Below are 22034 nucleotides of genomic sequence, written 5' to 3'. Positions count from 1 at the left end.
TACAGGTGAAATGCCCGCGCACGCCTGTCGTGCCGGGCCTGATGCGTCAATGAAGAACGCGGGTTATTCGTAAGCGCGGTCGGCGCCGAACATCACGGTCGGAATGACGACCCTGATCTTGCCGACTGGACGGCAAGGCCGCGACTTCTCGTCGCGAGCCTTCCTTTGCCGATCACGTTCCTCGCAAACGGCAGTCTCGCTCTTGCCGGGCTGGTCGGCCCGCTGGCTCAGTTCCAAGGCGACGCCCAGCGACTGCGAGGCGGCGACATGCGTCGGCGCTCCGGCAGCGGCGAGGCCGGTGATGATGGCCAGGCAGGTGAGCAGGCGGCGAAACATGGTGGCTACAAGATAGCGTCAATCGCGTCATTGTCCACCGCGCGCCCGTCCAAAGTCTCGGCATGCCGGTGGGGAATTCCGCTTCTTTACCTGCTTGAAACCATCTTTCCGATAGCACCGCGGAAGCGCCGGGCGATAGCAGCCCGAACCCGGGGGAACGACATTGACCGATATCACTGCCGACAGCGCCCCATTCGCCAGCGGCCCCGGCTCGCAGGCCGGCATGGGCGAAACGGCGGTCAGCGACGATAAACCCGCGGTCGTTCGCCGCCTGATACTCGCGGCCTTCACGATGCTGTTCGTCGAGCTAGCGCTGATCCGCTGGCTCGGCGCGAACGTCGTCCACCTGTCCTATTTCTCGAATTTCGTTCTCCTCGGCTCCTTCCTCGGTATCGGCGCAGGCTTTCTGATAAGCCGCAAGAGCTGGTCGATCTGGCCCTTCTCCCTCCCGCTGCTTGTCGTTCTCGTCATCGCCGTGGTCAAATTTCCGGTATCGATCGAACGCACCGGCTCGGACATCATCTATTTCACCTCGCTAAGGGTTTACGGACCGCCGGCATGGCTCGCCCTGCCGCTGGTTTTCGTGACGGTAGCGGCGATCGTGGCCGGACCGGCCGAACTCGTCGGTCGCTGTTTTGCCAAGCTCACCCCGCTTACCGCCTATCGCTGGGACCTCATCGGCTCGCTCGCCGGCATCCTCACCTTCACCGCGCTCAGCTTCCTGCACGCCCCGTCGATTGTCTGGGGCCTGATGGCTGTCGTGCCCTATCTTGTCCTGACCGATCCCAAGCGGCGCATGATCAGCGTGGCCTGGTGCGTGGCGCTGCTTATCCCCCTGGCGCAGGAAAGCCTGCGCGACGACACGCATTGGTCGCCCTATTACAAAGTCGAAACAACCAGCAATCCGGGAATGCCGGGATTCATGGAGATCCGCGCAAACGGGGTTCCGCACCAGTTGATGGCCCCTGCCGAATGGAAGATCGAGCAAGGCGAACGGATCTACGAGATGCCTTACAACCGCTTGCCGGTCGACGATCTGGACAATGTCCTGATCATCGGCGCAGGTTCCGGTTCGGACGTCGCCATCGCGCTGGCCAATGGTGCGAAGTCTATCGATGCGGTCGATATAGATCCGGTCATCATGGAATTGGGTGCCGCGCACAACATCGATCGCCCCTATGACGATCCGCGGGTCACCCGTCACGTCGACGATGGCCGCGCCTTCCTGCAGAACACGGACAAGAAATACGATCTCGTCCTTTTCGCATTGCCCGATTCGCTTACTTTGGTGAGCGGAGCCTCGCAGATCAGGCTCGAAAGCTTCCTGTTCACCGACGAAGCGTTGCAATCGGTCAGGCGTGTACTGACCGAAGACGGCGCCTTTGCAATGTACAATTATTACCGCGAGGACTGGCTGATCGACCGGCTGGCCGGAACCGCCGCCAAGGCCTTCGGCCACGCGCCCTGCGTCGACACCTTCGCGGACCGGCAGGCGGTGATCTCGATCGCCAGGCAGGAAGGCTCGCAATCCTGCGGCGAGGCGTGGTCGCGCAGCGCCTCCGCCGAAGAGGTCGGGACTGTCACCGACGACGCACCGTTCCTTTATTTCCGCGGAGAAGGCTTTCCGCCGCTCTATGCCATCACGCTGCTCGGCATCCTCGTCGTCACGGTGCTGACCGTACGCGTGCTGGGCGGTCCACTCAGGGAAATGCGTCCCTATGCCGACCTGTTCTTCATGGGCGCCGCTTTCCTGTTGCTCGAAACCAAGAACATCGCGACTTTCGCCCTGCTTTTCGGCACCACCTGGTTCGTCAATGCGCTGGTATTTGCCGGCGTGCTGATAGTGGTGCTCGCAGCGGTGGAGACGGAGCGCAGGTTCAGGACGCCGCCGCTCAAGGTCGTGTTCGCGGCGATTGCCGTGGCACTGGCGGCCGCCTGGGTGATCAAGCCCGAATGGCTGCTGACGCTTTCGTTCTGGCCGCGCCTGGTGGCGGGCACGGTCCTGGCTTTCCTGCCGATCTACCTCGCCAACATCGCCTTTGCGAAACGCTTCCGCGAATCCTCCAACTCGCAGAGCGCATTCGCGCTGAACCTGATTGGCACGATCGTGGGCGGCTGCCTCGAATATCTCGCCCTGTTCAGCGGCTACAACAATCTGCTGGTGGCGACCCTTCTGCTATACGGCCTCGCATTCTGGCTGGTCCCGCGTGGAGCCGCCCGCACCGCGTGACGCTTGGCAAAGCGGTGGCCTGGGAGTAGCGGGCGAGACATGAATCTCGCCCGCTCCCCCCTCGCCCGCCCCTTTCCCGACCTCGCGGACATCGAAGGCGTTACGCTGCGCGTGGCGCGCGCGGGCTACAAGGCTTGGGAGCGGGCCGATCTGACGCTGGCCGAACTGGCGGAGGGCACAAGCGTTGCAGGCGTCTTCACCAAATCGGCCTGCGCCTCGAGCGAGGTCGAAATGGGCCGCGAGCAGGTCGGGCTGGGCCGCGCACGAGCGCTGGTGGTCAATGCGGGCAATTCGAATGCCTTTACCGGCCATCGCGGACGCGAGGCGGTCGAGCAGATCGTCGGTCAGGTCTCCGAGGCGCTGGGCTGCGCCGGGGACGAGGTATTCGTTTCTTCCACCGGCGTGATCGGCGTGCCGCTGCCCAAGGACAAGGCGCGCGCCGGCATCGAAGCCGTTCTCGCGGCCAAGCCCTGCGGGTGGGAGGACGCCGCAAGGGCGATCGGTACCACCGATACGTTCACCAAGGGCGCGGGCGCCTCGGCCATCATCGGCGACACACGCGTCGAGCTGGCCGGGATCATCAAGGGCAGCGGCATGATCGCGCCCGAGATGGCGACCATGCTTGGATACGTCTTCACCGATGCGGCGGTCGAACCGGCCTTCCTGCAGGAGATGCTGACCAAGGCCAATGCAACGACCTTTTCCTGCATCACCGTGGACGGCGATACTTCGACCAGCGATACCGTGCTGGTTTTCGCGACCGGCAAGGCGGGCAATGCGCGGCTCGCTTCATGGAGCGATGCCGGGGCCGATGCTTTCTACGCCGCGCTGCTCGAAACCTGCCGCCAGCTCGCCCATCTCGTGGTGCGCGATGGCGAAGGCGCACAGAAATTCATCGAGATCGCGGTGACCGGCGCGGCAAACGATGCGAGCGCGCGCACCATCGGCCTCGCGATCGCCAATTCGCCGCTGGTAAAGACCGCGATCGCGGGTGGCGATGCGAACTGGGGACGCATCGTCATGGCCGTCGGTAAAGCCGGCGAGCCGGCGGATCGCGACCGGCTGTCGATCGGCTTCGGCGGCACCTGGGCGGCGAAAGACGGGCAACCGCTGGCCGATTACGACGAAGCGCCCGTCGCCCGCCACCTCGAAGGGCAGGATATCCGTGTGGATGTGGACCTCGGGATCGGCACGGGCCGCGCAAGGGTGTGGACCTGCGACCTGACGCACGGATACATCTCGATCAACGCGGACTACCGCTCGTGACCGCTATCGATCGGGAAATCCTCGGTCTGATGCGCCGCGTAACCGAGCTGGCCATCATGCCGCGCTATCGCAACCTTGCCGCGGGTGAAGTCGAGGACAAGGGCGGCAACGACCCTGTCACCATCGCCGACAAGGAAAGCGAAGCGCTGCTGCGCGAAGGACTGACCGCACTCGACAGCTCGCTCGCCTTTGTCGGCGAGGAAGCCGCGCATGCCGATCCAACGATCCTCGACAGTCTCGATCGGCCCTGCTGGATCGTCGATCCGGTCGACGGAACGCGCAATTTCGCCAATGGCAAGCCGCCTTTCGGGATCATCATCGCGCACGCCGAAAGAGGAGAGGCGCAGTCGGGCTGGCTTTACGATTGCCTGTCGGGGCGCTTCTGTGCAGCGCACAAGGGAAAAGGCGCGAGCATCGACGGCGAGATCGTATCGGCTCGCCCGACGGGGGGCACACCGCCCATCGCCGCGATCTCGATGGTCTTTATGGACGAGGATCGCCGGGAGGCGACGAAGCGTCACATTGCGCCCCATTACGAACTGGTCGACATTCCCTTTTGCGCGGCGGAACAATATCCGCGCCTTGCTCTAGGTGTGAACGACATATCGCTCTTCGAACGCACGCTCGCATGGGACCATGCGGCGGGTGCGCTGTGGCTTAACGAAGCAGGCGGCAAAGCGGCACGGCCCGACGGCTCACCCTATCGCGTGGACGAGGTGGGCCGAACGGGCCTGCTGGGTGCGGCAAGCCCTGTCCTGTGGGATGAGCTCGCCGAATTGTACGAAAAGCTCTGATCCCAGTGTAGGCGGGGCCTCAGGAATTCGGGCGCATGACGGCCTGAGATCCCGGCCTTCGCTGGGACTCGCTTCCTAAAGTGCGCCTTCAAGCCACTGCTTGAGCTGGCCTTTCGGTGCCGCACCGCGCATCTGCGCTGCAGGCTCGCCATTCTTGAACAGCACCAGATAGGGGATTGATTGCACACCCATTTCGCCGGGGATGCCGGGGTTTTCCATGATGTCCATTTTGGCGATGGTTACCTTTTCGCCCAGTTCCTCGCTCAGCTCTTCGAGCGCGGGTGCGATCATCTTGCACGGACCGCACCAGTCGGCCCAGAAATCGACCAGCACGGGCTTGTCGCTTTCGAGCACGTCGGACTTGAAGCTGGCGTCGGTGACGGCGGTGGTTGCCATGGGGTATCTCCTGGGATTTCGTGTTGCTCACGATGTGGGCAGCAGTCTCGATTACTCAACGGGCGGCAGAGCAAAACTTTCCTGCGTCTCCGCAAACGCGCTCTTGTAGGCAGCGAGCCGTACGGCGGGCAAGGCGAAGAGCTGCGGGGTCTGGGTATAGAGGATCGCGGCCTCGACGTTGCGCCCCGCATAGATGATTTCCAGCGCCGCGACATAGGCGGCCATCTGCTTCATCGTGCTATCGGGAATGGCGTCGAGCGATTGCGGAGGGCGCCGTGCAGTCTTGAAATCCACCACGGTGACCTTGTCAGGCGTGACCAACAAACGGTCTGCCGAGCCCATGACCACCTGCCCTTCCACAGTCGCAGCGAGCGGCACTTCGGCGAGTGCCTCGGGCCCGAAGACGGCGGCGAAACCGGGGTGGGTAAGCACCGCAGTGGCACGCTCCAGCATCTCCTCGCGTTCGGTCTCGCCTAGGTCGGGTGCTTGCCGTGCCAGCCAGGCTCGGGCGCGCTCAGAGCGCTCTTCCGGCGCGACCTGCGGCAAGCGTTCGAGCAGCGCGTGGATCAGCGTACCGCGTCGTGCTGCCTCGCTTGCCTGCCCCGGCGGGAGCGGCGGATCGCTGCCTTCCACCTCCCCGAGGCCCGACGGCGCCAGTGGGCGCGGGGGACGCGGTTCGGGGCCGATCGGCGTGGTCGCCCAGGTCGGAAGATCAGGTTCGAGACCCGCGACCTTCTCGGTTCTGGCCGACACGGACTGCGCCCTCTCGCCGATTTCCCAGCGCGCGCCCCAGATATCGTCGGCCAGCCCCTCGTTCTCGCCGAACAACGGTTTGAGGCGCGCATACCAGCTGTCCTCATGCGGACCATTCCCGGCGTCGCGTGGGCCGAGCGAGCCGGTAATGAACAGCGCCTCCTGCGCGCGAGTCAGCGCGACATAGAGCAGGCGCCAGTGCTCTTGCATCGCCTTGGCTGCCTCGGCCTCGTCCGCCAGCGCGACCGGCCCGACCTTCTCGTCCTTACCGAGACTTGGCAGCGGAATCTCGCGGTGTGTCTCGGTTCCGGGCAGGTCCTCGCGGAGCACCAGATCGCCCGCCCCATCGGGCCGGATCGCCGCGTCGGCCAGAATGACGATGGGCGCCTCGAGCCCCTTCGATCCGTGGACGGTCATCACGCGGACCTGGTCCCCGCCCTCGCCCGCCTCGCGCTTCAATTCGCCGTCGCCTGCGTCGAACCAGCGGATGAAGCCCTGCAGGCTCGCCGTATGCGCGCGGGCATAGGCGTTGGCGGCATTGAGAAGTTCGTCGACCGGATCGTTCGCCTCGCGCCCCAGCCGCGCGACAAGCCTACGCCTCCCGTCCATCGGCCCGATGAGCATCCAGTGCAGGAGCTGTTGCGGGCTGTCGTAGTCGGCGCGGCGCAGGATTTCGCGCAAACTCGCGATGGTTCCGGCGACGAAAGGATCGTCGCTTTCGCGCAAATGCTCCCACAACCGCTTGCCCTTGGCCCGGTAGCCATGAGCGAGCAGTTCCTCCTGGCCCCAACCCACCAGCGGCGAGACGAGCAGGCTGGCGAGCGTCAAATCGTCGAGCGGCTGGGCTGCAAAGCGCAGCGCGGCCATCAAGTCTTTGACCGCCAGCGGATTGCCTAATCGCAGCCGGTCGACGCCCGCCACGGGCACGCCATGACGATACAGCCGCGCCACGATCAGCGAGGCCAGTTCGCGCCGCTTCTGGACGAGGATCATGACGTCGCCCGCAGTCGCGCGGCGGCGCGCTCCCTTCGACAGCGTGAACCCCTCGCCTTCCGGGTCCAGCCACGCGGCGACCTGCTGCGCAATGCGGTCCGCCAAGAGGCGATCGTGGCGCGCGAGCCAGCCTTCGCGCTCGTCCTCTTCGCCTTCGTCCTCGGCAACCCGGACGACTTGCCACAGACCGACAACTCCCGGCTCGCCGCTGCCAGTGTGCGGCTCTGCCGGCGTATCCAGCCCGAACCCGCCGAACCCGACCGCATCGATCGCGCGGTCGACGAAGCGCAGCACCTCCTGATTGGTACGGTAGCTGCGGCCGAGGCCGTATTTCTCGAGCGGACGGATGCGGGGGCCGCCGCGTATCGAGCCCGCCGCCTCGGCTGCGCCGCTGATCTTCGCGTCGAAGTAATCGCGGGCCTCGCGGAAATTCTCGGGGCTTGTGCCCTGGAAGCCGAAGATAGCCTGCTTGTAGTCGCCAACCGCAAAGATGGTGCGGATCGCGTCGCCCTGCGCGCCCGAACCGTCGAAGTAATCGTCCGTCAGCGCCTTCACGATGTTCCACTGCGCTTCATTGGTGTCCTGCGCTTCGTCGACAAGGATGTGGTCGAAGCTGCGGTCGAGCTTGTAGCGGATCCAGTCCGCCATCGTGCTGTCGGACAACAGCGTCGCGGCACGCGCGATGAGATCGTCGAAATCGACCAGCCCCTCGCGCTCCTTGGCCTCCTGCCATGCGAGTGCGAAGGCACGGCCCGCTTCAAGCTGGGGGGCGAGGAAAGCGGCGAGTTCGAGCAGCGTCTTGCGTTCGCGCACGACACCGATGGCCTCGGCAATCCGCTGTTGGTTGTCCGGAAAAGATGGATCGGCCTTTTCGGCGCCGCCCATCTTGCGAGGGCTGCCGTCTTTCTTGAGCAGCGTGTCGAGGAAACCGTCGATCCGGAGAAGCCGGGCTTCCGGATCCTCCGCGAACCACCCTTCGATGAAATCGGCCGCTTTCTGCCCGGTCTTCGCCGACCATTCGCGTGTCGCCGCCAGACAGCCACGCAAAGCCGCAGTCGGGAATCCATGATCCGAACAGGCTTCGGCAACCCATGCCTCGTCGGCATCGGCAGGAATGCCTAGCAGACGGTGTACGCGTGGGGCCATCGGTGGCTGCCAGCTACCCGTTCCTTCCCACAGTTCCATGTGCTGTGCGCAGCGCATCAGCCAGCCGCGCACCGCATCGGGACCCTTGCGCTTGCTCATTTCGGCGATCGCGCCGGTGACGCGCGGGTCGCCTTGGGCCAGCAGATCGGACAGGACCTCGCGGCTCAGCAGGTCGCGCTCGCGATCCTCCATCGGTCGCGATCCCGGCAGGATACCCGCTTCTCCCGGAAAGGCGGCAAGGAGGTATTGCGCGAAGGCATGGATCGTATCGATCCGCAGCCCCCCGCCCGGGCAATCGAGCACTCGGGCAAAGAGGGAACGCGCACGAGCCTGTGTTTCAGGATCGATTGGCGCACCGAGATAGCCAAGCTCTTGCGCAAGATCGGTACTCTTCAGTCGTACCCAGCGCGCAAGCACGGCGTTGACGCGCACCGCCATTTCCGCAGCCCCTGCCTTGGTGAAGGTCAGGCACAACACTTGCGCCGGATCGGCACCTGGTTCGAGCAGCAGTCGCAGGACACGCGCGGAAAGCACCTGCGTCTTGCCCGTCCCCGCGCTGGCCGAAAGCCAAACGCTGCCCTGCGGATCGACCGCGAGGCGCTGCTTGTCCCGCAGTTCGTAGACGGTCCCGCTCATCTCTCGTCCCCACCATCCTGGTGCGCGATCCATTCATCGAGGCGCATGAGCTGGTCGTAGGTGTCGTAGGCGGGGTAATCGGGGTTTTCGCGCGCGGTGAACGGATCGCGCCCTTTGATGAAGCGATCGATTGCAAGCGCGAGCTTGTTTTCGGTGAGCGGCAGGAAGTCCTCCGGCAGCACGCCCGAAGTTTTGCGTCCGACCTTCAGCGGAACCTCGATATAACCAAAGCCGAAGGGGTTATCGTCCTTGGCCTTGCCGAGCGACCAATATTCATAGCCCTCGGGATCGCCCGACAGCCCGTCGAAGCCGCCCTTCTCGGCAATCAGTCCGAGAATACCGAGCTGCAGCGCAAAGCCCTGCTCGACCATCGCCGCGCTGGGCGGCTTGCCGATCTTGTAGTCGATGATCGCGAGGCCGCCTTCCTCCAATCGGTCGATCCGGTCGGCTCGCCCGTGGACCTGCACGCCTTCAAAGGTCATCCGGCCTTCCTTCTCGACTGCCAGCAGACGGCGGTCCTTATAACTCTCGACCTTGTGCTCGACCCAGCGCAGCGCCGCTTCGAGCCGCGGTTGCCACAGCCCGCGCATCAACGGGTCGGCATTTTCCTCGTCGAGCACCGCCGCCATGATCGGCGCCAGCGGCGCGGTGTCATCCTGTTCGCGCGCCTCGTGCCAGCGCTGGAGAATGGTGTGCGCGACATTGCCCTGCCACAGTGCGGACGGCTCGGCATCGAGCACGTCGAGATCAGAAAGCCCCATGATCTTGCCCGCGTAGAACTGGTAGGGGTCGCCCAGAAGCCGGTCGAGCGCGGTGGCGGAGATATCGACGTCGCGCTGCTCGGGCGATGGGTCGGGCCCAGGACGCGGATAGCGCTCGGTAGCCGGTGCCCGAGTCATGGCTCGGGCCAGTTCGACCGCGTCCCTTTCCTCGTAGCGATCCAGCATCTCGCCAAGCAATGCCTGCACGCGAAGCAGAAAGCGCGACGGGATGGCAGGTCCTGCCTCATCGCGCTCTGAACGCGAGAGCACGACTTCCGGAGCGCCCATCGCGCCCGCGAGATCATGCGCGGACAGGCCGATACGGAAATCGGCTCCCGGAACGCCCAGCGCCCGCAAGATCGGCGGCGCGAGCAGAGCATCGACCCCACCGCGCGTCGGCCAGACGCCCTCGTTGAGTCCGGCGCAGATCACCAGCTCCGCGCGGTTCATCCGACTTTCGAGAAGGCCGAGGATCTGCACGCGCGCATGGCCGCCATAGGGTGGCCGCACCGCGACCTGTTCCATCGCATCGCGCAGCGCGATCGCGGAGTCGGCAGGAGCGAGGGCGAAACCGGCGTCGCGCGCGTGCAGGCGAAATTCCTCGACGAAGGCAGCCAGAGCGCGGCCGTCCTCCTTGCTCCACAGCTTCTCGCCGCACAGCGCTTCGCCGGTCGCTACCAGCCTGTCGAACAGGTCGGCGAGCGAGATTTCTGCTTGGTTGCCCAGCGCCAGCAGCGATTCTAGCGCCTCTTCGACGATGGCAAACCAATCGCCGACCCGCAAATGCCGTTTCGCCAGCGTGGCGGCGATTGTGCCGACCGGTGTCAGCCCCCCCCCCCTGCGCGGTCCGCGCAGTTCGCGTTCGACGCGGCGCAACTGGCGCAGCCACACGCCGCGTTCCATCCCGCCATCGACCAGCGGGTGCGCAAGAAGTGCCATCAGAGGCACCGGGGCGGCCATCTCCGCCATCGCCTCCGCGAGCAGCAGCAGCAAACGGCCGGCTGGTGTCTGCGACAGCGGTCGTCCTGCGGAATCGTCGGCAAGGATGTTCCAGCGGTCGAGGTGGTGCACGACGCGGCGTGCCAGTGCGCGGTCGGGCGTCACCACAGCGACGCGCTTTTCCGGCTCTTCCAGCGCCTCACGCACCAGCAAGGCAATGGCTTGCGCCTCCTCTTCCGGATTGGCGCAGGTCAAGATCCTGACGCCCGACAGGCGACGTTTTTCGGCAGGCAGGTCAACCCAGCTCTTGCTCGCTTCGGGCGGCAGGAACAGCGAGCCGATCGCATGGCTGCGTCCGGGCGGCGCGGCGACGAGGCCTTTGCGGTGCCAGGGCTGCACCTCCTCGCGCGCCACACCCATTCGGTTGAGCAACAGCTTGAGATGATACTGCGGGTGCGTCACCGCATCGTCGCGGGCGAATGGCGTATCGCCAGGTTCGGGAGCCGCGCCCGCCCGGCCAAGCTCCTCCCACACCGCCTGCGGCATGGTCAGGTCGAAATCGGGCAGGATTACCGCGCCATTTTCGAGGTTGGCGATGACACGCAGCAGTTTCGCCAACGAGGGCGCCGCGCTGGTTACACCGGCAGCGACGATGGGCGTGTCCGGCGGATCGTCTTTCCATCGCCGTGCGGCCCATTCAAAGAGGCCGTTGCGCCGCGCGGCGGCATCGAGAAGCCCCTTCCGCGCAAGCTCCTGCTTCCACAATAGCTGGACCGCGGAGAAGGCGCGCAGGCTGTTTTGCCAGTGGTCGGATAGATCGGGATAGATGCCCGTTACCGCCTCATCCAGCAGGTCGGAGGGATCGACATTTTCCACCAGCAGGCGATCCATCGTCGCGCCAGCCTCGCGCGCGAGGCGCAGCAAGGTTGCGCCCTTGGGTGCGCGTTCGCCCATCACGCTGCTCAGCAGCTTCGCCAGTTCGAATAGGCGCCTTTGCGGATCGATGGCAGGCGGGATGTCGGCCGCGCCCAATGGGTCGAGCAGTGGCCCGAGGGTCTCGTCGAGATCGAGATCGCCGACCACGGCCATGCGCGGCATCAGGAGGCCCGGGCTGCCCGTCTCGCCCGCGTGACGGATGAAGGCCTCGGAAATCGCCCGGCGTGCGCGGCTGCTCGGGACCAGCAAGGTCAGCCCGGCCAGTCCGAGTTCGGGATCGGCGTAGCGCGGCACCAATCCCGCCACCAGCGCATCGGCGAAGCCGCGATGCGCGGCGATCGAATAGACCTTCGGCTGCGCGCGCTCAGCCACCCGTGAGCGCCTCCTCGGTCGGGCGGATATGCGCGGGCGTGCCCACCTCGTACCACTGGCCGGTGAAGGCGAGGCCGTAGAGCCGGCCTTCCTCGATGGCCCGATCCCACAACACGTTGGTCGAAAACTTGCCGTCGGGCGCCTCGCGCAGCAGGCGGTGCGAAACGATCTGGATGCCGGTATAGATGAACGGCGCGATCCGGCCCGGGAGCTTGCGCTTCAACCGGCCCGTGCCGTCCATGTAGAAATCGCCCGTGCCGTCGAAATTGAAGGCGCGCGCATGCGTTACGACCAGCAGCAGCGCGTCCATCTTATCCGGGTCCCAACGCGCCGACAGGTCCGCAAAGGCATTGCGCGGCCCGTCGAGCCAGATGCTGTCGGCATTGCAGGCGAAGAACGGATTGGGGAGCAGGCCGGCTGCACTGGCCTTGACCATGCCTCCCCCGGTTTCGAGCAACAGGTCGCGCTCGTCGGAGAAGGTGATCGCGGGAGCCTTGCGCGGGCCGACATGCGCCTCGATCGCGTCCGCGAGATAGTGAACATTGACCACGGCCGTCGAAACGCCCGCTTCTTCCAACCGGTCGAGCGCGCGATCGATCAAAGGCTTGCCCGCTACCCGCACCAGCGGCTTGGGCATGGTGGCGGTCAGCGGGCGCATCCGCTTGCCCAGCCCGGCGGCCATGAGCATCGCGGTATCGGAGGCAAGGGCGGTCACCGGATTTCCCCGCCCTGCCTGTCGCGGACTTCCTGCGGGATATTGGCAGCGAACCAGTCTGCGACCGGCTGCAGGGCGTCATGCGCGAGATCGCGCTCCATCGCTGCCCAGACACGCGGGATCAGGGACAGGTAGCGCGCCTTGCCGTCGCGCTTCCATAGGCGGGTGAAGATGCCGACGATCTTGGCGTTGCGCTGCGCGCCGAGCCGCGCATAGTCGGCGGCGAAACCGTCGCCGGGATCGGCGGCGGCGTGGTAGCTTGCGAGCATGTCCGCCTCCAATTCTTCCGATACGTCGCGCCGCGCATCCTGCAGCAGGCTGACGAGATCGTAAGCTGGGTGTCCTACGAGAGCGTCCTGAAAATCGATCAAACCCTGCGCGCCCGTGGTTTCGCCCGGTTCCAGCAACATGATGTTCTCCGCATGATAGTCGCGTAGCACGGTCACACCGGGGTCCTGCCGACCCAGAACCGGAACAAGCGCCTGCTGCCAAGCCGAATTCCAACCGGGCACATCGACCTCCAGCCCCATCGCCGGACAAAACCATTCGACGAAGAGGTTCGCCTCGCGCTGATAGACTTCCATGTCGTAGGGATCGAACGGCCCGGGCGGCAGCCTGTGCAACTTCACAAGGGCGTCGATCGCGCGTCCATATATGTCGTGCTCATCTCCGGGATGGTCATCGACCCATTCGCGCATGCGTTGATCGCCGAAATCTTCGATCAGCACCCAGCCCTCTGTCACGTCTTCAGCGAAGATATGGGGCGCACGCATGCCGTTGCCGCACAGCCAATGCGCAACATGCAGGAAAGGCTTCGGATCCTCGTGCGGTGGCGGAGCATGCATGAGCATCGCGCTCTTACCAGCCATTCTCAGGCGGAAATAGCGGCGGAAACTGGCATCGCCGACGAGCGGTGCGATTTCCGCCCCTTCCCATTCGGTATCGCCAAGGAAGCTGTGTAGCCCGTCGGGCAGCGCATCACTCATGGCCAGCGGCTTTGCCAAGATGTGCCGGGGGTTACAACGGCCTCACGCCCTTCGCCCACTTTTTCCAGCGCGATCCAGAGGCAGCCCGCCTCATGCGCGAAACCGCCGGCATTGTCGGGCCATTCGGCTAGCAGCGCTGCACCCTCGCGATAGTCGTCGAGACCGATCTCCTCGACCTCGGCCGGATCTTCCAGGCGGTAGAAATCGGCATGGACCAGCGGCACCTGCGTATCGTCATAGGTTTCGATGATCGTATAGGTCGGCGACGGCACCTCGCCGACATGTCCAAGCGCGGAGATTATCGCCCGCGCCAGCGTGGTCTTGCCGGTTCCCAGCTTTCCAGAAAGCGCGACGACGTCACCCGGGACCAGCCGCTCGGCGATGCGCTTGCCGAAGGCCTCCATTGCCTCCAGATCGGGAAGCGAGACCCTCATGGAAGGGTTATCGTGGCAGTCGTACCGCCATTTTTGCGGCTCTGGATCTCGAGCGTTCCGCCATGCGCCTCGATCAACTGGCGCGCGAGCGGGATGCCAAGCCCCTGGCGGCGTTCGATGCCCTTGCCGTCTGCCGACATGCGAATGCCCTCGAGCGCGCGCGCAAGTTCGTGCTGGCTCATCCCGCGACCGTTATCGGAAATGACGATCTTAGTTTCGCCGCGCTTGCGCCCGATATCGACGACGATCCGGCCGCCGCGCGGCGTCCCGTTGATGGCATTGTCGAGCAGCTGCGAAATCGCCCTGCGGAGCTGCTGAGGATCGGCGGTGATGGTCTTGTCCGGATTGCCCTTGAGATCGAGCGTCAGCCCGCCGTCGAGAATGCGTCGTTCATGATGGCGGACGATCTCGGTGATGAAAGGCAGCAGTTCGAGCCTGGTCTTGCGCAGTGGCATCAGCCCTGCTTCCGATTGCGACAGGTCGAGTACGTTTTCGACCTGTTCGGTCAACTTTCCGACCGAGAGCGAAATCGCCTGCGCATATTCCTTGGCCTGCGGGGTCAGTTCACCGGCAATACCGCTGGTGAGTAGCTCAGCAAAACCGCCGATCGAGGTTAGCGGCGTACGGAATTCGTAGCTCATATTGGCGAGGAACCGGGTCATTACGGCATCCGCTTCTTCGAGGGCGCGGTTGCGTTCGCGCAGGGCTTCTTCCGCCTGGCGCGAGGAGGTAACGTCCAGAACCGTCAGCATTCCATTGCCGTCGGGCAGCGGGACGCCCGCGAAATCGAGCGTCCGCCCATCGGCAAGCTCGATCCGCCCGTCGCTCTTCTTGCGGTCCAGCGTGGCTGCGCGAATGACCTGATTGATACGCGAAACCGCTTGGGGATCGGCCAGGTTCTTGGCGATCGCGCCGAGCAGGTCTTCAGCCTGCGGATGTCCGTCGAGCACTTCGGCGTCGATCCCCCAAGCGCCCGCAAAGCCGCGATTCCACAATTCGAGATGGCCGTCGGGGGCGAATACGGCGAGCGCTTCGAACAGATTGTCGAACGTCGCCGTGCGCGTTCTTAGCAACGTATCGCGTGTTGCAGACAGCGCCAATTGTTCGGTCTGGTCCTCCGCTATCATAACCAGGCCGCCGTCCGGCAATGGCTGCGCGACGATGCGCAGGTGGGTGCTGTCCGGCAGTGGCCAGGCCTCTTCATGCGGCTCGTCGCGCAGGAACCATTCGCCCAATTCGTTCCGCCAGGCGGGAAAATCGCGCACCTCGGGAATCCGGCCGTTTTCGCGCGCGATCAACAGCATCTGCTCGAATGTGGTGCGATCGTTGACCACGCCGGGGGGCAATGCGAACACGCGGTGGAACGGCTGGTTTGCGAAGGTCAAGCGATGCGCGGCATCGAACTGAGCAACGCCGATCGAGAGCTGGTCGAGCATCGAGCGTTGGGCCTCGCGGAAGGCGCGGAATTCACGCGCCTGCTCTTCCATCTCCTCGATGTCGACCGCATAGCCCGCGATCCCCTCGCCCATCAGCGGCAGGTCGGTGACGCGTATCGTGCGTCTCGCGCGGTCGATCGTGGCGCTGAGAATCCGTTCGATCGGCTGGCGGCGATCCGCCGCCTGTTGGGCGACTTCCGCCGCAGTGCGGCCATTGACCGTTTCCACGAGTTCGATCTGATCGGCGACCACCTGGTCCGCACTTTCCGCCCCAACAGCGGAAACATAGGCCTTGTTGACCAATCGCAACTGCATGTCCGCACCCCGGAACCACATTGGCATGGGTGCCGCCTCGATCAGGCCGACGAGCGCGCCGAAATCCTCTCGCGCACGGGCCGCCTCTTCACGCAGCTGCGCGAGTTCCGCCTGGCTGTCGCTGAAGTCGAAGACCCAGACCAGCGCCGCACCCCCCGGTGAAACCGCCGGGTCGGCCAGCGAACCGTGCATGGCCAACGCCTTGCCCGATCCCGGCGAAACCGTGATCGCCATCTGGAACGGTCGTGCCGTCTTCTGCGTGCGGCGAACGTTGCGGGTCAGATCGTTGATCTGCGGTTCGGTCAGGCCGCGACCGTCCGAACCGGCCAGTTCGCTCAGATATTCGGGGACCTTGGCAAGTCCGATCCAGCGGGCGAGGCGATCGGGGGCCTCGATCCGGCCGTCCGCCCGCACTAACATGGGGATCGCCGGGCCTTCTTCGATCAGGCGCGAGAGCCGCTGGGCGAGCCTACGGTTTGCCGCCGATTTCTGATCGCCCCCGCTGGCGCGCAGCATCACCCACACCGCGCCCGCGGTCCACAGAGCCAGTAGGAGGCCGATAACGGCCAGCGTAGCGGGTGAAAGTTCCATTACCCGCCAGCTATGCCGACGCGCGCGGGAGTGCAATGCCCCCGCGCGCGTTCATGCAACGGTATCTCCGCAGGTTGCGACGATCAGTAGCGGTAATGCTCGGGCTTGAACGGCCCCTCTACCGGCACACCGATGTAATCGGCCTGCTTCTGACTGAGCTGGGTCAGCTTCACGCCGAGTTTGTCGAGATGCAGTGCCGCGACCTTCTCGTCGAGGTGCTTGGGCAGGACGTAGACGTCGTTCTCATATTCGTCGCCCTTGGTCCACAGCTCGATCTGCGCCAGCGTCTGGTTGGTGAAGCTGAAGCTCATCACGAAGCTCGGGTGGCCGGTCGCGCAGGCGAGGTTCACCAGGCGCCCCTGACCCAGAACGATGATTTCCTTGCCGTCGGGGAACTTCACCAGGTCGGTGCCCGGCTTCAGCTCGTTCCACTCGTAATTGTCGAGTGCCGAGATCTGGATCTCGCTGTCGAAGTGGCCGATGTTGCAGACGATCGCCTTGTCCTTCATCGCCTTCATGTGTTCGGCGGTGATGACGTGTTCGTTGCCGGTGGCGGTGCAGAAGATGTCGGCGACCTTCACCGCTTCTTCCATGGTGACGACCTCGAACCCGTCCATCGCCGCCTGCAGTGCGCAGATCGGGTCGATCTCAGTCACGAGCACACGCGCGCCGCCGTTGCGGAGCGACTGGGCAGAACCTTTGCCCACATCGCCGAAGCCGGCGACGCAGGCGACCTTGCCCGACAGCATGACGTCGGTCGCGCGGCGGATCGCATCGACCAGCGATTCGCGGCAACCGTAGAGGTTGTCGAACTTAGACTTGGTCACGCTGTCGTTCACATTGATCGCGGGGAACGGCAGCTTGCCCTGCTTGGCAAGGTGGTAGAGACGGTGGACACCGGTGGTCGTCTCTTCCGAGACACCCACGATGTTCTTGACCGACTTGGTCAGATAGCCGGGCTTGGCTTTGATGAAGGCTTTCAGCGCCCGCTGGAATTCGATTTCCTCGGCGTTCTGCGGCTCGGGCAGTTCTTCGCCCGCTTCGACGCGTGCGCCCCACAGCGCGAACATGGTAGCATCGCCGCCATCGTCGAGAATGATGTTGGCGGTGCGGTCTGCATCGTCATCGGTCGACCAGTCGAAGATCTTGCCGACATAGTCCCAATAATCGGCCAGGCTTTCACCCTTTACGGCGAAGACGGGAATGTCCTGCGCAGCGATGGCGGCGGCTGCATGGTCCTGCGTCGAGAAGATGTTGCAGGTCGCCCAGCGCACTTCGGCGCCGAGCGCGACCAGCGTTTCGATCAGAACGGCCGTCTGGATCGTCATGTGCAGCGAACCGGTAATCCGCGCACCCTTGAGCGGCTTCTCCGCATATTCCTCGCGCAGCGCCATCAGGCCCGGCATTTCGGTTTCGGCAATGGCGATTTCGGCGCGGCCATATTCGGCGAGCGCAATGTCCTTGATGACGTAATCGGTAAAATCGGTCACGAAAATATCCTCGTCTTTCGGGATGGTGACCGCACAGGAAACGCGGCGGCCGACGCATTGGCGCCGCCCCTAGCCCGTCAGCGAAGCAAGGGCAACAGCCCCTGTCGGCGGCAATTTTGGCTGGAGGTTCAATGCACCACGAAGCATTCCTATTGACGCGGCGCAGAGGCGAGCAATCCGACCGCCGCAATCACTAGGGGGAATAGGATCGAGCGATACCGCGAGATGCGAAGGGGTACACCTGACCTGGGCACCGCCCGGCGGCGAAGGCCCCTTTCAACCGTGCCGCAGAGCTTGCGTACCCTTCCGCGCAAGCCTACTTCACGTAGCGGACGGGACAGACGGAGTTTCGAAAATGACGATTTCGGTGGGCGAAAAACTGCCCGATGTTACGCTGGTCAAGGCAACCGAGAACGGGCCCGAGCAGGTCAGCTCGGCCGAGTATTTCAAGGGCAAGAAAGTGGCGCTTTTCTCGGTGCCCGGCGCCTTCACCCCGACCTGTTCGGCGCGCCACCTGCCCGGCTATGTCGAAAAGGCCGATGAACTGAAAGCCAAGGGCGTGGACGAGATCGTGGCGACGGCGGTCAACGATGCCTTCGTCATGGACGCATGGAAAAACGCAGCCGGTTCGGACGACATCACCATGCTGGCCGACGGCAACGCCGATTTCGCGGAAGCCGTGGGCCTGACCATGGATGGTTCGGGATTCGGCATGGGCAAACGCGGTCAGCGCTATTCGATGGTCGTCGAGGACGGAGTGGTCACGCAGCTCAATGTCGAAGCACCAGGCGATTTCTCGGTTTCGAGCGCCGAACACATGCTCGGGCAGATGTAAGCACCCACTGCCACATCGCGATATAATAATCGCCCCGCCCGGCTTCGTGCCGGGCGGGGCGTTGCTATTTGGCGGCCGCAATCCGCGGGCCGATGGGGCCTTGATTACACCGCGCACAGTCCAAGAATTCGGCGTGCGCGAGCGCGCAGGCTGAGGTCAAAATGAGCCGGTCGAGCCCGCACCGCCTTGATTCGACGGATTTTTACAAGACATCGAGGGATTTTGCCTCAAAAGTAGCGACCTCGCGATTTCCTGGGGGAGGTCGAGAAACAGTCCCGACTTGATCGACCGGGACTGTATTTGCAGAGCAGGTAATGCAACGACCGAGGCCAACGATCGAAAGGTCCCGCGTATGTGTGGAGCCGCTGCGGCGCCAGACGAAGCAGCCAACGCCGTGAGCAGCGATCTCCAGCCATCATCCCCTGCCGCTCCATCCAGAAGCATTTCTTCGCCGGGATGGCGAAGCTGGGTCGATCTTTCCGTGGGCCAAAGTCTTGCCGAAGCTCCGATACGTAGAGACGACCTTTCGACACGTTTTGTCGGGGGATGGAACCGGCCAAAGCAACGCGAAAGGATCTGCAAATGACCCGCGAAATTCTCGGCGTCGGTTTCGACACGGCCTCGCGCGATTGGTCGCGACCGGATCCGAAGACACAGCGTCTGGCGGAGAGGTTGTCCAAAAGGGAAAAGCAGGTGCTTCGATTGCTGATCGGCGGCTACACCAGTCGCGAGGTCGCCTTGCGGCTCAACATCAGCGTGCGCACCGTCGAAATCTACCGCATCCTGATCAACCAGAAACTCGACGAACCCGATTCGTCGTTCACTTTCGCTACCGCTGTCGCGTTCGACTGGTCGTCATTGGCCGCTTGCAGGCCACAGCCGAAACCTAGGCCCCTCAGATCCCATCGCGGGAACTGACAGAGATCATCCGTAACCCATCAGCTTGAGCACTTCCTCGCGACTTCGGTTATCTTCGAGGAAGGCGCCCATCATGCGGCTGGTGACCATGTTCACACCCGGCGTCTTCACACCGCGGGCAGTCATGCAACTATGCGCGGCTTCAATGACGACTGCGACACCCTGGGGTTGCAGATTGTCCCAGATGCAGTCGGCGACCTCCGCAGTCAGGCGTTCCTGCACCTGAAGGCGACGCGCAAAGCCATGGAGGACTCTTGCAAGCTTGGAGATACCGACAACGCGATCGTTCGGCAGATAGGCGATCGCCGCCTTGCCGATGATCGGCGCCATATGGTGCTCGCAATGCGACTGGAAGGGAATGTCCTTGAGCAGCACAATTTCGTTGTAACCGCCCACTTCCTCGAACACGCGGCTGAGATGATATGCCGGATCTTCCGCATATCCGACGCAGTATTCCTTCCACGCACGGGCCACGCGCGCGGGCGTATCGAGCAGTCCCTCCCGCGAGGGATCATCGCCGGCCCATTCGAGCAGCGTACGGATGGCATCCTGGACGTTTTCGGGGACTGGCGGTTTCCCGCGCGGATCATCCTCGTCGGGTCCAACTAGGCTGCTCACGTTTCCCTGATCCTTCTGAATTTCTCGCGAAAGCGTGCGAGTCTGCTCCCCTTGCGGAAAAGCCCGCCCTTTGCAAACGGCTCAAACATATCGTCCGGATCCTCGGGATCGAGAAGCGCGCTTTCGGCCAGTGTCCGTTGCGCACCATTGAGGTCCGGCGGATGGTACCGGTGCAGGGTACGCGTGCCATCGCCGCGAGAATGGTCGATCAGGCCGGCCATCGATCCGTAGCGTGACAGCAATTGCCCGACTTCGCGCTCGTTCAGCCCGCAGTGTTCACCCAGCAGCTTTCGACGCAGGCTGGCAATTGCCTCGGCGGCATGGCCGTTGCCATCGCGCGTGGAATCGATGAACACGTCGCATTCGCTGTCGAGCCCCATCGAGCGATTGTTGAGGTTGGCCGAACCGATCCGCAGGATTTCGTCGTCGACGATCATGATCTTCGCATGAACGTAAATCGCCGTTTCTCCACTGAAGGGCGACCAGATCGAAAATCGCTTCTTCGCATCCGCTTCCTCTATTGCCCGGACCAGTTCGGCGCGCGCATGGTCCATCGCCTGCTGCTCCAGCCAGCCATCGGCGTGGCAGGGATGGACGATCACGATTTCGGGAGGGTCATCGTCCTGCAGCCGGTCGATGATCGCCTCGCCCACACTGCGCGAGGCGAAATACTGGCTTTCGGCATAGATGAACCGCTTGGCTCTGGCGATCTGCTGAAGGTAAAGCTGTTCGATCTCGTTGACGCGGTCCCAATCGCGATAGGCCGCACGGGTCCGGGCGATGCCGATCTCGACATTCTCGAACTGGGCTTCGAGCGCGCTTGGCCAAGGACTGCCCGGCCTGTCCTCGACTTTGGGAAGCTGCTCACCGCCGGCCCGGGTCCAGCGGTCCTCGCCCAGTTCCGCCAGCGCCAGCGAAACCTCGCCCTCCATCATCATCGTCGCATCATGCCACGGACGATAGGGTTCCCCGCGCGGAGTCGTGCGTCTCGGGTCGTCTTCCTTGTGTTCGCTGGTATCCCACCGCTGGTCGGTAATATCGATCCCGCCGCAAACGGCCACTTGGTTGTCGAGCACGGCGATCTTCTGGTGGTGGGTACAGCCAACCGGATGCGCGGTATCGAACTTGAAGTGTATCCGGCGATGGCGGAACCACCGCGTGAGGTCCCACCACATCGATGCACGCCCGATGGTGGATAGTGCGCCGACGCTCCATTTGAGAATGCGGATGTCGAGCTGTGTCCGATGCCGCGCGAGCCAGGCGATGAAACTGCCAAGCCGCGAAGGGTAACCGCGTTTCCATGGCCGCTGCCACCACCGGCGGCCGCGCTCCAGATGGATTCGCGTGTCGAAATCCCAGCCGATAAGCAGGATGCGACGCCGCGAATTCAGCATCGCTTCCTGCATCAGCGCAAAATAATCGGCCGCATCGACGACTACACTTGCGCGGGTCGCTTTTGCATAGCGCCACACACCCGGTTCCACCGAAGGGTCCAGATGCGAGACACGGCTGGGATCGGTGTTACCGTTTTTGCTCACGGCCCTCCCCTGCCAAGGCTATTCCTTCGCGTCTTCCTTTTTCTCGGGCGTCAATTCGGCCTCGGCCTTTTCCTCTTCCTTGCGACGTTCGAACACACGCTCCATATGCTGCCTATCCTCATCATCGAGATGCTTCTCGAAATCGGGGAAGTGGTCTTCCTCTTCCTCGTCGATATGATGGCGATAGCGGTGTTCGAAGCTCTTGAATTTCATCAGCCAGCCGCCTTCGGACATGTCGGTGGCGGCAAGGTCGTTGAGCGCCTCGTCAATCTCGTGATGCTCGGCAACCGAATGGCGCGTCTCGTCCGTAGTCGGCGGCTTTCGAAGCATCGTCGAGTAGAGCGCCTGCTCTTCGGCTGCCGCGTGCGATTTCAGCTCCTTGGTAAGTTCTTCGAACAGCGTTTTGCGCTCGGCGCTGTCGCCACTTGTCTCGAGCAACTTGTCGAGCAGTTCGCGGTGCTTGTCGTGATCCTTCTTGAGGCGCTGGAAAATCTCGGTGGCTTCGGTCATCGAATCTATCTCCTTCGCCAAATGAACAGGCCACGCGCGCCACGGTTCCGATCTTGTGCGATACGCGGCCCGAACCCATATCCGCGATAC

17 protein-coding genes are annotated in these 22034 nt (G+C 63.9%); 5 read left to right on the top strand and 12 right to left on the bottom strand.

All coding sequences use genetic code 11. The features are described 5' to 3' along the window. Positions 1-63 precede the first annotated feature (63 nt). On the bottom strand, positions 64-336 hold the full coding sequence (locus tag ACQY4G_RS11745) for a hypothetical protein (protein ID WP_067688388.1): 273 nt from the start codon (positions 334-336) through the stop codon (positions 64-66). Between the two features lie 163 nt (positions 337-499). On the opposite strand from ACQY4G_RS11745, the gene ACQY4G_RS11740 reads away from it, so the two are divergent. From ACQY4G_RS11740 to ACQY4G_RS11730, 3 genes are read left to right on the top strand one after another with little or no spacing between them, the layout of a single operon-like run. Continuing rightward, complete coding sequence (locus ACQY4G_RS11740) at positions 500-2566, top strand: spermidine synthase (protein ID WP_421991117.1); 2067 nt, start codon at positions 500-502, stop codon at positions 2564-2566. A gap of 39 nt (positions 2567-2605) precedes the next feature. Then, positions 2606-3832, top strand: coding sequence for a bifunctional glutamate N-acetyltransferase/amino-acid acetyltransferase ArgJ (argJ, locus tag ACQY4G_RS11735; RefSeq protein WP_421991115.1), 1227 nt, complete (start codon positions 2606-2608; stop codon positions 3830-3832). Between the two features lie 29 nt (positions 3833-3861). Next, the gene (locus ACQY4G_RS11730; protein WP_421993642.1) at positions 3862-4626 is read left to right on the top strand and encodes an inositol monophosphatase family protein; all 765 of its coding nucleotides are present in this window, start codon (positions 3862-3864) and stop codon (positions 4624-4626) included. Positions 4627-4701: 75 nt separating this feature from the next. Here the strand turns inward: ACQY4G_RS11730 and trxA are convergent, their stop codons facing one another. From trxA to ahcY, 8 genes are all read right to left on the bottom strand, one after another. Next, the gene (trxA, locus tag ACQY4G_RS11725; protein ID WP_067688379.1) at positions 4702-5022 is read right to left on the bottom strand and encodes a thioredoxin; all 321 of its coding nucleotides are present in this window, start codon (positions 5020-5022) and stop codon (positions 4702-4704) included. Between the two features lie 51 nt (positions 5023-5073). Continuing rightward, on the bottom strand, positions 5074-8550 hold the full coding sequence (gene addA / locus ACQY4G_RS11720; protein ID WP_421991113.1) for a double-strand break repair helicase AddA: 3477 nt from the start codon (positions 8548-8550) through the stop codon (positions 5074-5076). Beyond that, a complete protein-coding gene (addB, locus tag ACQY4G_RS11715) occupies positions 8547-11558 on the bottom strand; it encodes a double-strand break repair protein AddB (protein ID WP_421991111.1) in 3012 nt (1003 codons plus the stop codon). Before addB ends, addA begins: the two co-directional genes overlap by 4 nt. Then, complete coding sequence (locus ACQY4G_RS11710; protein WP_421991109.1) at positions 11551-12273, bottom strand: nucleotidyltransferase family protein; 723 nt, start codon at positions 12271-12273, stop codon at positions 11551-11553. The genes addB and ACQY4G_RS11710 overlap by 8 nt, the downstream gene beginning before the upstream one ends. After that, positions 12270-13259 carry an aminoglycoside phosphotransferase family protein gene (locus ACQY4G_RS11705; protein WP_421991107.1) on the bottom strand — a complete coding sequence of 330 codons (990 nt, stop codon included), beginning with the start codon at positions 13257-13259 and terminating at the stop codon, positions 12270-12272. The genes ACQY4G_RS11710 and ACQY4G_RS11705 overlap by 4 nt, the downstream gene beginning before the upstream one ends. Continuing rightward, on the bottom strand, positions 13256-13693 hold the full coding sequence (tsaE, locus tag ACQY4G_RS11700) for a tRNA (adenosine(37)-N6)-threonylcarbamoyltransferase complex ATPase subunit type 1 TsaE (protein WP_421991105.1): 438 nt from the start codon (positions 13691-13693) through the stop codon (positions 13256-13258). Before tsaE ends, ACQY4G_RS11705 begins: the two co-directional genes overlap by 4 nt. Then, on the bottom strand, positions 13690-16035 hold the full coding sequence (locus tag ACQY4G_RS11695) for a PAS-domain containing protein (protein ID WP_421991103.1): 2346 nt from the start codon (positions 16033-16035) through the stop codon (positions 13690-13692). Before ACQY4G_RS11695 ends, tsaE begins: the two co-directional genes overlap by 4 nt. Positions 16036-16118: 83 nt before the next feature. After that, positions 16119-17525 (bottom strand): adenosylhomocysteinase, encoded by a 1407-nt coding sequence (ahcY, locus tag ACQY4G_RS11690; RefSeq protein WP_421991101.1) that lies wholly within the window; start codon positions 17523-17525, stop codon positions 16119-16121. Between the two features lie 355 nt (positions 17526-17880). Here ahcY and ACQY4G_RS11685 point away from each other — a divergent pair, with 355 nt between their 5' ends. Together ACQY4G_RS11685 and ACQY4G_RS11680 are read left to right on the top strand one after the other, a co-directional pair. Beyond that, a complete protein-coding gene (locus ACQY4G_RS11685) occupies positions 17881-18360 on the top strand; it encodes a peroxiredoxin (RefSeq protein ID WP_421991099.1) in 480 nt (159 codons plus the stop codon). A gap of 582 nt (positions 18361-18942) precedes the next feature. Beyond that, positions 18943-19278 carry a LuxR C-terminal-related transcriptional regulator gene (locus ACQY4G_RS11680; protein ID WP_421991097.1) on the top strand — a complete coding sequence of 112 codons (336 nt, stop codon included), beginning with the start codon at positions 18943-18945 and terminating at the stop codon, positions 19276-19278. 6 nt (positions 19279-19284) lie between these two features. Here ACQY4G_RS11680 and folE read toward each other — a convergent pair whose 3' ends face one another. The 3 genes from folE to ACQY4G_RS11665 are packed head-to-tail and all read right to left on the bottom strand — an operon-like array spanning position 19285 to position 21944. Next, positions 19285-19896 carry a GTP cyclohydrolase I FolE gene (gene folE / locus ACQY4G_RS11675; protein WP_421991095.1) on the bottom strand — a complete coding sequence of 204 codons (612 nt, stop codon included), beginning with the start codon at positions 19894-19896 and terminating at the stop codon, positions 19285-19287. Next, entirely contained in the window at positions 19893-21434 is a 1542-nt protein-coding gene (locus ACQY4G_RS11670) for a phospholipase D-like domain-containing protein (protein ID WP_421991093.1), read from the bottom strand. The genes folE and ACQY4G_RS11670 overlap by 4 nt, the downstream gene beginning before the upstream one ends. An 18-nt stretch (positions 21435-21452) precedes the next feature. Beyond that, the gene (locus ACQY4G_RS11665; RefSeq protein WP_421991091.1) at positions 21453-21944 is read right to left on the bottom strand and encodes a hemerythrin domain-containing protein; all 492 of its coding nucleotides are present in this window, start codon (positions 21942-21944) and stop codon (positions 21453-21455) included. Positions 21945-22034 lie beyond the last annotated feature (90 nt).

Source organism: Qipengyuania sp., assembly GCF_965277845.1.
In the GTDB taxonomy this organism is placed as follows: domain Bacteria; phylum Pseudomonadota; class Alphaproteobacteria; order Sphingomonadales; family Sphingomonadaceae; genus Qipengyuania.
This window is presented reverse-complemented; position numbering and strand designations above follow the sequence as displayed.